At 61.2% G+C, this 11,994-nt stretch carries 10 protein-coding genes and 1 pseudogene; 9 read left to right on the forward strand and 2 right to left on the reverse strand.

Annotated elements, in window-relative coordinates; genetic code table 11:
- Window positions 1–433: 433 nt before the first annotated feature.
- The 5 genes from PY308_RS14140 (at window position 434) to PY308_RS14160 (ending at window position 8,061) form a co-directional block, all read left to right on the forward strand.
- Entirely contained in the window at window positions 434–2,023 is a 1,590-nt protein-coding gene (locus PY308_RS14140) for an ABC transporter substrate-binding protein (protein WP_275783641.1), read from the forward strand.
- Window positions 2,023–3,138: an ABC transporter permease gene (locus PY308_RS14145; RefSeq protein ID WP_434064156.1), complete on the forward strand. Its 1,116-nt coding sequence runs from the start codon at window positions 2,023–2,025 to the stop codon at window positions 3,136–3,138. Before PY308_RS14140 ends, PY308_RS14145 begins: the two co-directional genes overlap by 1 nt.
- Complete coding sequence (locus tag PY308_RS14150; protein WP_275783643.1) at window positions 3,135–3,962, forward strand: ABC transporter permease; 828 nt, start codon at window positions 3,135–3,137, stop codon at window positions 3,960–3,962. Before PY308_RS14145 ends, PY308_RS14150 begins: the two co-directional genes overlap by 4 nt.
- Window positions 3,955–5,607: an ABC transporter ATP-binding protein gene (locus tag PY308_RS14155; protein WP_275783646.1), complete on the forward strand. Its 1,653-nt coding sequence runs from the start codon at window positions 3,955–3,957 to the stop codon at window positions 5,605–5,607. Before PY308_RS14150 ends, PY308_RS14155 begins: the two co-directional genes overlap by 8 nt.
- Window positions 5,608–6,060: 453 nt before the next feature.
- A complete protein-coding gene (locus tag PY308_RS14160) occupies window positions 6,061–8,061 on the forward strand; it encodes a CocE/NonD family hydrolase (RefSeq protein WP_275791134.1) in 2,001 nt (666 codons plus the stop codon).
- Between the two features lie 3 nt (window positions 8,062–8,064).
- Here PY308_RS14160 and PY308_RS14165 read toward each other — a convergent pair whose 3' ends face one another.
- On the reverse strand, window positions 8,065–8,466 hold the full coding sequence (locus PY308_RS14165) for an ACT domain-containing protein (protein WP_275783648.1): 402 nt from the start codon (window positions 8,464–8,466) through the stop codon (window positions 8,065–8,067).
- 183 nt (window positions 8,467–8,649) lie between these two features.
- Here PY308_RS14165 and msrA point away from each other — a divergent pair, with 183 nt between their 5' ends.
- Window positions 8,650–9,378 (forward strand): peptide-methionine (S)-S-oxide reductase MsrA, encoded by a 729-nt coding sequence (msrA, locus tag PY308_RS14170; RefSeq protein ID WP_275783650.1) that lies wholly within the window; start codon window positions 8,650–8,652, stop codon window positions 9,376–9,378.
- On the opposite strand, the gene PY308_RS14175 is transcribed toward msrA, so the two are convergent.
- The gene (locus PY308_RS14175; protein ID WP_275783653.1) at window positions 9,338–10,297 is read right to left on the reverse strand and encodes an alpha/beta hydrolase; all 960 of its coding nucleotides are present in this window, start codon (window positions 10,295–10,297) and stop codon (window positions 9,338–9,340) included. The genes msrA and PY308_RS14175 overlap by 41 nt on opposite strands.
- 139 nt (window positions 10,298–10,436) lie before the next feature.
- On the opposite strand from PY308_RS14175, the gene PY308_RS14180 reads away from it, so the two are divergent.
- The 3 genes and pseudogenes from PY308_RS14180 (at window position 10,437) to PY308_RS14190 (ending at window position 11,986) form a co-directional block, all read left to right on the forward strand.
- A complete protein-coding gene (locus PY308_RS14180) occupies window positions 10,437–10,712 on the forward strand; it encodes a type II toxin-antitoxin system ParD family antitoxin (RefSeq protein ID WP_275783656.1) in 276 nt (91 codons plus the stop codon).
- Window positions 10,702–10,923 (forward strand): annotated as a pseudogene (locus PY308_RS14185) (type II toxin-antitoxin system RelE/ParE family toxin); the annotation flags it as partial. The gene PY308_RS14180 and the pseudogene PY308_RS14185, both read left to right, overlap by 11 nt.
- 154 nt (window positions 10,924–11,077) lie before the next feature.
- A complete protein-coding gene (locus PY308_RS14190; protein WP_275783659.1) occupies window positions 11,078–11,986 on the forward strand; it encodes a LysR family transcriptional regulator in 909 nt (302 codons plus the stop codon).
- Window positions 11,987–11,994: the final 8 nt, after the last annotated feature.

The following is an 11,994-nucleotide window of genomic DNA, read 5'->3' on the forward strand; positions in this document are numbered from 1 at the left end:
GCCACGGCGATATTCTCCAAGCAGCTATCGGCCCGCGAAGAGCCAATGCCGGCTGTCCCGCGACCAGCCGTATCAGGGGCGAAATTTCCCGCAACCTGCGGATTTTCAAGCCTCGGCGGATTGCCATCCCAAGTGACGCCGACGACACGTCCCAGACTTCGTTCACCGGGCATCGGCTTTCCGCGGCCGATCATCGCTCTGCGCGCGACGGTCGGATGGAGGGACGTACGGCTTTCGCCGCAACGCGATCCGGTGTGAAAGGACAAATGAACAGACAGGGATAGCCAGCGCCACCTTTGAGGAAATGGTGGCAGGAACTCCCGCAAAAATGACTGGTCACCATGGGGCCAGGCATGCATTCTAAGACCAAGCCGATCTTGAAAGATCGAACCAACAAGCAAAACGGCGAAAAGCCAAAACAGGGGAACAGCACATGAGCGACTACAAGAACTACCTCGCCGATCAGGTCAGGATGGGAAAGATGAACCGCCGCGACTTCATGGGACGGGCGCTTGCCGCCGGTGTTGCCCTGTCGAGTGCGAGCACCCTGTTTGCAACCAGCGCAGCGGCACAGGAGCCGAAACGTGGCGGCCATCTGAAACTCGGCCTCGAAGGCGGCTCGGCGACGGATTCCATCGATCCGGCCAAGGCAACCTCGCAGGTCATGTTCCTGGCCGTGCGCACCTGGGGTGACACCCTGGTCGAAACCCATCCGACGACCCGTGCACCGCTTCCAGCACTTGCCGAATCCTGGTCGCCCTCGCCGGACGCGACAGTCTGGACCTTCAAGATCCGCAAGGGCGTCCAGTTCCACGATGGCAAGGAGATGACGACGGACGACGTCGTCGCGACGCTGAAGCGTCATAGCGACGAGAAGGCCGAATCCGGAGCCCTCGGTGTCATGAAGTCGATCACCAGCGTCGAGAACAAGGACGGTGATCTCGTGGTGACGCTTGCCTCCGGCAACGCCGACCTGCCGCAGATTTTCACCGACTATCACCTCGTCATCCAGCCCAATGGCGGAACCGACAACCCGACCGCCGCGATCGGCACGGGCGCCTACAAGCTTGCCAGCTTCGACGCCGGCGTCCGCATGACGTTCGAGAAGAACCCCAATGACTGGCGTTCGGACCGCGGCTACGTCGATTCCATCGAAGTCATCAACATGAACGACGCAACCGCGCGCATCGCCGCCCTGTCCTCCGGTCAGGTCCACTTCATCAACCGTGTGGACCCAAAGACCGTTTCGCTTTTGACGCGCGCGCCGAATGTGCAGTTGCTGACCACGTCGGGTGGCGGGCACTACGTCTTCATCATGCACTGCGACACCGCGCCTTTCGACAATGCGGACCTGCGCATGGCCCTGAAATACGCCATCGACCGCGAAGAGATGGTCACCCGCATTCTCGGCGGCTACGGCAAGGTCGGCAACGATTTTCCGATCAATGACACCTATGCCCTCTTTCCCGAGGGAATCGAACAGCGGACCTACGATGCCGACAAGGCGGCTTTCCACTTTAAGAAGTCCGGCCACAGCGGCCCGGTTCTCCTGCGCACGTCGGAAGTCGCCTTTCCCGGCGCCGTTGATGCCTCCGTTCTCTTCCAGGAAAGCGCGAAGAAGGCCGGAATCGAAATTGAGATCAAGCGCGAGCCCGGCGATGGTTACTGGTCGAACGTCTGGAACGTGCAGCCCTTCAGTGCGTCCTACTGGGGCAGCCGGGCGACGCAGGACCAGTTCTATTCAGGCGCCTATCTCTCCACCGCCGACTGGAACGATACACGCTTCAAGCGGCCGGAATTCGACAAGCTCCTGATTTCGGCCCGCGCCGAACTCGACGAAGCCAAGCGGAAAGACATGTACCGTCAGATGGCCATGATGGTCCGCGACGACGGCGGCACGATCCTGCCGATGTTCAACGACTTCGTGAATGCGTCTTCCAAGGCCGTGAAGGGCTATGTCAGCGACATCGGCAACGACATGTCCAATGGCTATGTCGCAACGCGCGTCTGGCTCGACGCCTGATGACGGGGCTTGGACCCGACACCGGTCCGGCGCAGACAACGGTCCTGACGACTGCGGGTGGTGAGAGCCTCCCGCCGTCGCTCGCCGTTTCCGGAACAGCAGTCCCGCCCGCCCCGGCCGGCGCGGTCACCGGCACAGTCTGGCGCCGTTTCACCCTGCGCCGCCCGCTGGCGGCCCTGATCATCCAGCGCCTCGCCCTGAGCGTCGCCCTCCTCTTTGCCGTATCGCTGATGATCTTCGGCGGCGTGGAAGCGCTTCCCGGCGATTTCGCCACCACCTATCTCGGCCAGTCGGGCACGCCGCAGGCGGTGGAAAACATCCGCAAGGATCTCGGCCTCGACAAACCGGTTACCGAACGCTACTTCAGTTGGCTCGGCGGCGCCGTTCAGGGCGATTTCGGCACCTCCTGGGCAAGCCGCAACTCCGTCAGCGAACAGATCGGCAAACGGCTCGGAAATTCGCTGTTTCTCGCCTTCTTTGCAGCCCTGATATCCGTGCCGCTCGCCGTTGCCCTCGGCATGCTGGCGGTCCAGTACCGGAACAGGCTGCCGGACAAGATCATCAATGTCGTCTCGCTGGCGGCGATCTCCCTTCCCGAATTTTTCATCGGCTACCTGCTGATCCTGTTCTTCGCCGTGCAACTGGGCATCGCGACCTTCCCGGCAACCGTCTATGACAGCATGGGCTTGGGCGAACGGCTCTCGGCCATCGCCCTGCCCGTCGCCACGCTGGTCATGGTCGTTCTCGCCCACATGATGCGCATGACGCGCGCCGCGATCCTCAACGTCATGTCCTCGGCCTATGTCGAGACCGCGGAACTGAAGGGTCTCGGTGCCTTCAGGATCATCGCACGCCACGCCGCCCCCAACGCCGTGGCGCCGGTCATCAATGTCATTGCCCTCAACCTTGCCTATCTCGTGGTCGGCGTCGTCGTTGTGGAAGTGGTGTTCGTCTATCCGGGCATGGGCCAGTACATGGTCGATGCGGTCACCGTGCGCGACATGCCGGTGGTGCAGGCCTGCGGCCTGATCTTCGCCGCCTTCTATATTTTCCTCAACATGGCTGCGGATATTCTCGCCATCCTCGCCAATCCGAGATTGAGGCATCCGCGATGAGATTGAGCTCCATTCCCATAAGTGCCTGGGTTGGTATAACAGGCATCATTCTCGCCCTCTTCTGCGCTATTTTCGCCCCGTGGATCGCACCCTTCGGCGAGCGCGAGGTTGTCGGTGACATCTGGCTGCCGATGGGCGGGGATTTCCTGCTCGGCACGGACAATCTCGGACGCGATCTTCTGTCGCGTCTGATCTTCGGCGCGAGAACGACGATCTTCGTTGCCCTTGCTGCAACGATCGTCTCCTTTTCGCTCGGTATGCTGCTGTCGTTTACCGCTGCGGTCACCGGCGGGTTCATCGACCAGCTGTTCTCACGCTTCAACGACCTGATGATGGCGATCCCGACACTGATCTTCGCCCTCGTCGTCCTTGCCGTGCTGCCGCAGCAGCTGTGGATCCTGATCCTGGTCATGGCGGTTCTCGACTCGACCCGCGTCTTCCGCATCGGCAGAGCCGTGGCGCTCGATGTCGCGGTAATGGAATTCGTCGAGGCCGCACGCCTGCGCGGCGAAGGCACGGGCTGGATCATTTTCCGCGAAATCCTGCCCAACACCTTGTCGCCGCTGCTTGCCGAATTCGGCCTGCGCTTCGCCTTTTCGATCCTGTTCCTCTCCACGCTTTCCTTCCTTGGTCTCGGCATCCAGCCACCGGCGGCGGACTGGGGCGGCATGGTCAAGGACAACAAGGACGGCATCATCTTCGGAATTTCGGCCGCCCTCATTCCCGGTGGCGCGATCGCCGGCCTTGCCATCTGCGTCAACCTCGTCGTCGACTGGCTGATGAAGCGAACCTCAAGCCTCAAGGGAGGGCGCGGCGATGCCTGAGCTTTCGTCTGAAAAGAATACGCTTCTGTCCGTCAGGAACCTGAAGATCGAGGCGACCAGCTACCCGCCGGGCGAGCCGCCAAAAACAGTGACGCTGGTTCACGATGTTTCTTTCGATCTGCAAAAGGGCAAGGTGCTCGGCCTGATCGGCGAAAGCGGCGCGGGCAAATCCACGATCGGCCTGTCCGCCCTCGCCTACGGCCGCGGCGGCGCGGCCATAACCGGCGGCCAGGTGCTGCTCAATGGCAAGGACATCCTGACGCTGGGCCGCGATGGCATACGCACCATCCGCGGCTGCAAGGTGTGTTATGTCGCACAATCCGCGGCAGCCGCCTTCAACCCCGCCCACAGGCTCGGCGAACAGGTGATCGAAGCGGCCTTGCGCCACAGGATCATGAGCCGGGCAGACGCGGAAAAGCGGGCGCTCTATCTTTTTCAGGTGCTCGGACTGCCGAACCCGGAAAGTTTTGGCGATCGCTATCCCCATCAGGTCTCTGGCGGGCAATTGCAACGAGCCATGACCGCCATGGCGCTCTGCCCCAATCCGGAACTGATCGTCTTCGACGAGCCGACGACGGCGCTCGACGTCACCACCCAGATCGACGTTCTCGCCGCCATCAAGCATGCCATCGAGGAAACGCACACCGCAGCACTCTACATCACCCACGACCTTGCTGTCGTCGCCCAGATCTCCGACGACATCATGGTCCTTCGCCACGGAAGAATGGTCGAATACGGAACGACGAAACAGATCATCGAGGCGCCCAATGAAGACTATACGCGGGCACTCGTCAGCGTCCGTCAGACCAAGCGCGACGAAGCGAAAGACCAGAGCAACACGCTGCTGAAGATCGAGCATGTCAGCGCCGGTTACGCCAACGGCTTCAAGGTGCTGCATGACGTCTCGATGCACCTGCCGAAGGGCCAGACGCTGGCGATCGTCGGCGAAAGCGGTTCCGGCAAATCGACGCTTGCCCGTGTCATCACCGGCCTCTTGCCTCCCTCGGACGGTACGATCACGTTCGATGGCAAGGAACTGCCGAAGGCGCTGACGGGCCGCAGCAAGGACGAACTGCGCCGGGTCCAGATGATCTATCAGATGGCCGACACGGCCATGAACCCGCGTCAGACCGTCCGCGACATCGTCGGCCGCCCGATCACCTTCTACTATGGCTTGCGCGGTGCCAGGAAGACGGAGCGCGTCAAGGAACTGCTTGATCAGATCGAGATGGGTGACCGCTTCCTCGACCGCTATCCGGCGGAGCTGTCCGGCGGCCAGAAGCAGCGTGTGGCCATCGCAAGGGCTCTGGCGGCAAAGCCTGAACTGATCCTCTGCGACGAGCCGACCTCGGCGCTCGATCCCCTGGTCGCCGAAGGCATCCTGAATCTGCTTCTCAAGCTTCAGGAGGAAACCGCTGTTTCCTATGTCTTTATCACCCACGACATCGCCATCGTGCGAGCCATTGCAGACTCGGTCGCCGTCATGCATCGGGGCAAGCTGGTCCGCTTCGGCCCAAAATCCAAAGTGCTGTCGCCCCCCTTCGACGACTATACGGACCTGCTTCTGAAATCGGTTCCTGAAATGGAGATCGGCTGGCTGGAAAAGGTGCTGACGACACGGCGCATGGAAAGTGCGGGGAATTGATCCCGCTTCATCAAAACGAAGCCCCGCAATTCAATGCTCGGGCTACGGCTTCATTTGCTCTTGCAGGCGACATCACCTGTGCGCTGGGCGGCTTGGCCCTCCAGCATAACCGAGGGATCGCTCTTGGCGGAGCAATCGCCTTTCGCACTGGCACCGGTGCGAAAGTGCACGATCGGCTGACCTTCGATGAATATGCTCGGTACGATTTCGTAGAGTTCCGGCGGGCAATTAATGACATCGGATATTCTGAGCGCCGGTTGGCCGCCGATCATCACGCTCGTGGCCCCCGAAAGCGCGCAGGCCGGCAGCGCCGGCGCATCGTCGGCGGAAGCCGGCACAGTACAAGAGGCCAGTATCCAGACGCTGGCGGACAAAATTCTCGCTGACATCATCATCCTCCCGCATTGGGCTTTCAAGCCGGATGCACGCCCAGCATGCAGAAAAGACGAAGACATGACCACAGATAATTTCACAGTCATTGAAAACCAATGGATCATCCTCGAGGACGGTACCCGGCTGGCTGCCCGCATCTGGATGCCGGAGGGTGCAAGCGAGAACCCCGTCCCAGCCGTTCTCGAATACCTTCCCTATCGCAAGGGTGACGGCACCAGCCCGCGCGACGAGTCCACCTATCCTGTCTTTGCCGCAGCCGGCATCGCCGGTGTCCGCGTCGATATCCGCGGCAGTGGCGAATCGGACGGGGTCATCGACGGTGAATACACGCCCCGCGAACTGTCGGATGGCTGTGAACTGATTGCCTGGATCGCGTCACAGCCTTGGTCCAACGGCGCGGTTGGCATGATGGGCATTTCCTGGGGTGGCTTCAATTGCCTGCAAGTGGCCGCCCTCAAGCCGCCGGCGCTGAAAGCGGTGATCTCCATCGCCTCTACCGTCGACCGCTACAATGACGACATCCACTACAAGAACGGCACGCATCTGTCCGCGCAGCTGTCCTGGGCGGCCACCATGCTCGCCTACCAGTCGCGCTCGCCCGATCCGTCCATCGTCGGCGACCGGTGGAAGGAGATGTGGCTGGAACGGCTCGAAAACGAGCCTTTCTTCATGGAGGAATGGCTGGACCACCAGCGTCGGGACGCGTTCTGGGAACACGGCTCGATCTGCGAGGATTTCGACGGTTTTCCCGTGCCGGCCATGGTGATCGCCGGCTGGGCCGACGGCTACCGCAATACGCCGATGAAGGCGGCCGAAGGCTTAGGGAGCAAGGTAAAGGCCCTGATCGGCCCCTGGGTCCACAAATATCCGCATTTCGCCTGGCCAAAGCCGCGCGCCGATTTCCATGGCGAGGCGATCGCCTGGTGGAAACGGTGGCTGCGCGACGAGGACACCGGCGTCGAAGCCCTGCCGCAGATGCGTGCCTTCATTCTCGATGGGCCGAAGCCTGCCTTGCGGCGCAATGTCGAACCGGGTTTCTGGGTCGCCAAGGATCTGTGGACACCGCCGGAAATGCACTGCTTCTATGTCGATCAATTCGGCAGCCTGCAGGACGGCATGCCAATCCCCGGCGCCCATGACCATAATGCCTATCTGCGCTCCCCCCTCGACACCGGAACGGCCTCGGGCGAGTGGTTTACCCTCAAGCCGGATGCGGAAATGGCGGGCGACCAGCGCATTGATGACGCCGGATCGCTGACCTTCGAAACCGCGCCGCTGGCACAGGCCGTCGATTATCTCGGTCAGCCGGTACTGACCGTCGATCTTACCTGCGATGACGACTGGACGAACCTCGTCGCCCGGCTTGTCGATGTCCATCCCGACGGCACGGCGACCCGCGTTACCTTCGGCGTGCTCAACCTTGCCCACCGCGACGGCAATGCCGATCCCAAGCCGATGGAACACGGCACGAAAACCCCGATCCGGCTGGTTCTGGATGCCTGCGGCTATCGCTTCGGCGCCGGCCATCGCATCCGGATTTCCCTGTCGACCGCCTATTGGCCCATGGTTCTTCCCTCCCCCACGGACCCAGGACTGACGCTCGATCTCGCCACGCTCGGCCTTGCGCTGCCCAAGCTTGGCGACCACGCGCGCATCACCATGCCCGAACCCGAAAATCCCGATCCCCTGCCGAACTATATCGAACACACGCCGTCCAAAACCAGCCGGCGTGTCGAGCGCGACATGACGACCGGGCAGACCCGTTATTTTATCTATGAAGACACCGGCCTTTTCGAGCATCCGGAAACCGGGTTTTCGACGCAGGCCATCCGAAACGAGATCTGGACCATCGCCGCCGGCGATCCGCTGTCGATGACCGGCATCTCCAACTGGACCTGCATTGCCGGGCGTGAGAACTGGTCGGTGAAAACCGTCGCGATCTCCAGGATCGCCTGCACCGCAACGGAATGGCTGACCTCGGCCCAGGTGACGGCCTTCGAGGGCGATGCGCAGATCTTCGAAAAAACCTTCGAAAAACGCACTCCCCGCGACTTTATGTGACGATCAGACGGGCCTTGCCTGTGCCAGCACGGCAAGTGCCCGCTCGGCGTCTCGCACCGGAACGAAGATGTGATCGTGGTAATAGGCGGCGATCACATTGGCGCTGATTCCATGACGGGCCAACGCCGTCGCGACAGCCGCCGTCAGCCCCACCGCTTCCAGGGACGAATGCACTGTCAGCGTAATGCAGCGCATGACGCTCTCGTAGGCCAGGTCGGCTTCGTCCGCGGCCTGCCGGTCCAGGATCAGCGTCACCCCTTCGTCTTCGCGAAAGCATCCGAGCGGCGACAGCAGCAGCCAGTCTGTGACACCGTCATGGGGAACGCTGCAATAGACATATTCGGCCGGACGCAGGGAAGGCTGCATGTTCGTAAGTAGCGTTTCGAGATCGGTCACGGCTGCCATCGAGGATCTCCTGCGTCCTTTGCCAATGCAGGCAGGAGACTGCCGGCACTGCTCACTTTGCCGTGACGCACGCATTTGCGATTTGACCCGATCGGTTCCTGCGGGTCAGAGTCCGGCCAACAAGAAAAGTGCAAATCACAGACAGCGAACGCCGCGTCTGCGTTCGCCAACCGGAGGAATGCCATGTCCGCTTATGAAAGACAAACCCTCACCCGCAGGATCGCGCTCGGCCTTGGCGCTTTCACTGTCGCCGCGGCCATTTTCGCCACCTTCCCGGCATCGACCAATGCGGCGGAAGAAGCGGTCGTCATACCCGCCCCGGCAATCGATGAAACGGCAGCAACAGACACTGGAAAGGCCGTCTTCGCGGGTGGCTGCTTCTGGGGCGTCCAGGGTGTCTTCCAGCATGTGAAGGGTGTCAGGAACGCGGTCTCCGGCTATTCGGGCGGCACCAGCGAAACCGCAACCTACGAGGCGGTCAGCGGCGGCAATACAGCCCATGCCGAAGCCGTGGAAATTACCTATGATCCGAAGCAGGTCACCTATGGGCAATTGCTGCAGATTTTCTTTTCGGTCGCGCATAATCCGACCCAACTGAACTTTCAGGGCCCCGATCACGGCACACAGTACCGCTCTGAGATATTCACGACCAGCGCCGAGCAGGCAAAGATTGCCGGGAGCTATATTGCCCAGCTCGAAAAGGAAAAACTCTTCGAAGAACCGATCGTAACCAAAGTGTCCGGCATGACGGCGTTCTACCCGGCCGAGGACTATCATCAGGATTTCCTCACGCAAAATCCGACGCATCCCTATATCGTCTACAACGACATGCCGAAGATCGAGAATCTGAAGGCCGTTTTTCCGAGTGAATTCAGCGCCCGTCCGGCCTTGGTGCAGAAGGCGAAGGGTTAATATCAACGGTTCCGACAAGGACGCTCAGTCCGAAACAGATCTGCCGGAACCCTTCCCGCGCGCCGTCGCTCATATGGCGGGCGCGCAACCACGCATGGATCATCTGCGGCTCGTTGAGATAGGTGACGTTGACGCCGGCAGCGATCAACCGCTGTGCATAGAGCGCCGCATCGTCGCGTAAGGGATCGAAATGCGCTGATGTGATATAGGCGGGCGGCAAGCCGGAAAGGTCATCGACTTGCAGAGGATGGGCAAAGGCATTGTCAGACGGAGCCTTGAGCACATCACGGTAATAAGCGACATCGGCAGTGGATAGCCCCGGCGCTTCGGCCATCTCTTCATAGGAGCCCGAAACAAGATCGCCTCCGAGCCCCGGATAGATCAGCACCTGCCCCGCTACACCGCCCAGCCCTTCCGCCTTCGCTTTAAGTGCCAATCCCGCCGCGAGATTGCCGCCGGCGCTATCGCCGGCAACGACGACCGACCTGCCATCGGCCAGCAGCGATACAAGCACCTCGAAACAATCGTCGAAGGCCGCCGGCCAGACATTCTCGGGCGCCAGCCTGTAGTCGACGGAAACAAGTTCGACCCTTGCCGCGTGGGCGATCTCGGCGCAGATCGCGTCATGGCTGTCGAGCGACCCGACGACGAAGCCGCCGCCATGGATGTAAAACACCCGCGTTTGCGCGGCAATCTCGGCTGGTCGATAGCGGCGAATGGGAATGCGACCGCCGACGCACTCGTCCTGTCTTACCATCCCCGCCGGCGACGGTGCATCGAACTGTGCACACAAGGCATCGTACCAGGCACGCTGCTGCGCAATCGGCGCTTCCACCGCGTCAGGGGGATAGAATTCCTCGCAACGTTTGTGGAAGGCGAGAATGCCGGGTTCGATGGGGATTGAGCGACTTGCTGCCATGATGAAGCATCTCGGTTTTGATTCCTATTCCTACACGGAAATCCTGCCCGCTCTGTCCTCAATCCGACATCGGGGGGATAGCACAAGAGTATGACAATGTCATACTCTTGTGCTATCTTGCCGTCATAGGAGAATGCCCATGCGTACCAGCAAGCCGATCACAATCACCCTTGGCCAACAGCAGGCATCCCTTGATGCGCGCCTGCAATCCGGCAGCTATGCCTCGGCAAGCGAAGTGCTGCGAGCGGGCTTGCGCGCCCTCGATCGGGAAGACGCTGCGCTGGATGAGATCATGCGATTGAAGATTCGCGAAGCCATAAACGATCCCCAGCCCGATATTCCGGCGTCCGAGGTTTTCGAGCGCCTGCGAGCACGCCATAACAATACATTGAAGGCCGGCAAACGTGACGCATGAGGTCGTATTCCGGCCAGCCGCCGAATCTGACCTTATCTCCCTCTACGCGTACATTGCCGACAAAAGCGGTCCCGAGCGTGCTGGCGCTTACATTGCCCGCATCGAATTTGCATGTATGGCATTGGCTAACTTTCCGTTGCGCGGACAATTGCGCGATGATCTGCATCCTGACGTCCGCCTTGTTGGTTTTGAACACCGTGTATCGATTGCCTTTACGGTCGAGGCCGATCTTGTTCGCATTCCCCGCATCTTCTATGGCGGACGAGATTTTCCTCCGGAGTGGCATGGGATTGATGATGTCCGGAAGATCGGCGTGATGCCATCCGTACCTTGCCACGCCCCCCTTCCGCCGTGTTACCTAAGCCATGGCCTTCACGCTCCGTCAGCTCCAGTATTTCATCGCCGTTGCCGAACAAGGCTCGGTCACGCGCGCGGCGCAAAACCTGTCGATTTCGCAGTCTTCTATTACCGAGGCGGTGAAGGAGCTGGAGAGCGATTTGGGCGTCGAATTGTTCGAGCGCCATCCGCGCGGCTTGCACATCACCCATAACGGCCATCAGTTTCTGCGCCACGCGACGAAGATCCTGGCCGACGTCTCGGATGCGCGGCGCTCTTTCTCGCAGGAGCGTGAGACCCGCAGCGGCACGCTCAATCTGGGAGTCACCTCGCTGGTTGCAGGCTACGTGCTCTCCGACCTGCTCGCCCGCTACCGCCGCGCTTGCCCGGGCGTCGAGGTCAGCGCCATCGAGGATAATGGCTCCTATCTCGAACATCTTCTCGTCGGCGGCGAGCTCGATGTCGCGGTTATGGTGATTTCCAATCTGCGCGACCGGATGGCGCTGCAGGCGGAAATCATCGAGACCTCGCCCTACAGGCTCTGGCTGCCGCTTGGTCATCCGCTGGTGTCCGCCGACATCATCTCGGTCGCCGATATCGCAAAAGAACCGCTGATCATGCTGACCGTGGATGAAATCGAGGAGAACACCGGCAAGCTTCTGACCGCGCTCGGCGCTCGCCCGCATGTCGCCTTCCGCACGCGATCTGTGGAAGCAGTACGCAGCCTCGTCGCCACCGGCGCCGGCATCGCGCTTCTGCCCGATCTCGTCTATCGCCCCTGGTCGCTGGAAGGTGACCGCATCGAAAGCCGCGACGTCTCCGGCGCCCTCCCCGTCGTCCAGGTCGGGATGGTCTGGCGAAAGGGCTCCGGCCTGCCGCAATCGGCCAGGGACTTTATCGGAGTTGCAGAAGCGCTCAGGAGCGGGCGGACCCGCTGAGAATGACG

The sequence above is a fragment of the Pararhizobium gei genome (genome assembly GCF_029223885.1).
In the GTDB taxonomy this organism is placed as follows: domain Bacteria; phylum Pseudomonadota; class Alphaproteobacteria; order Rhizobiales; family Rhizobiaceae; genus Pararhizobium; species Pararhizobium gei.

What these genes read in the sequence shown, in the direction of transcription:
- PY308_RS14165 (WP_275783648.1), bottom strand. Translation starts at nt 8,466, where the DNA reads ATGGCAGCCGTGACCGATCTCGAAACGCTACTTACGAACATGCAGCCT.
- PY308_RS14190 (WP_275783659.1), top strand. Translation starts at nt 11,078, where the DNA reads ATGGCCTTCACGCTCCGTCAGCTCCAGTATTTCATCGCCGTTGCCGAA.
- PY308_RS14140 (WP_275783641.1), top strand. Translation starts at nt 434, where the DNA reads ATGAGCGACTACAAGAACTACCTCGCCGATCAGGTCAGGATGGGAAAG.
- PY308_RS14175 (WP_275783653.1), bottom strand. Translation starts at nt 10,297, where the DNA reads ATGGCAGCAAGTCGCTCAATCCCCATCGAACCCGGCATTCTCGCCTTC.
- PY308_RS14145 (WP_434064156.1), top strand. Translation starts at nt 2,023, where the DNA reads ATGACGGGGCTTGGACCCGACACCGGTCCGGCGCAGACAACGGTCCTG.
- PY308_RS14180 (WP_275783656.1), top strand. Translation starts at nt 10,437, where the DNA reads ATGCGTACCAGCAAGCCGATCACAATCACCCTTGGCCAACAGCAGGCA.
- msrA (WP_275783650.1), top strand. Translation starts at nt 8,650, where the DNA reads ATGTCCGCTTATGAAAGACAAACCCTCACCCGCAGGATCGCGCTCGGC.
- PY308_RS14150 (WP_275783643.1), top strand. Translation starts at nt 3,135, where the DNA reads ATGAGATTGAGCTCCATTCCCATAAGTGCCTGGGTTGGTATAACAGGC.
- PY308_RS14155 (WP_275783646.1), top strand. Translation starts at nt 3,955, where the DNA reads ATGCCTGAGCTTTCGTCTGAAAAGAATACGCTTCTGTCCGTCAGGAAC.
- PY308_RS14160 (WP_275791134.1), top strand. Translation starts at nt 6,061, where the DNA reads ATGACCACAGATAATTTCACAGTCATTGAAAACCAATGGATCATCCTC.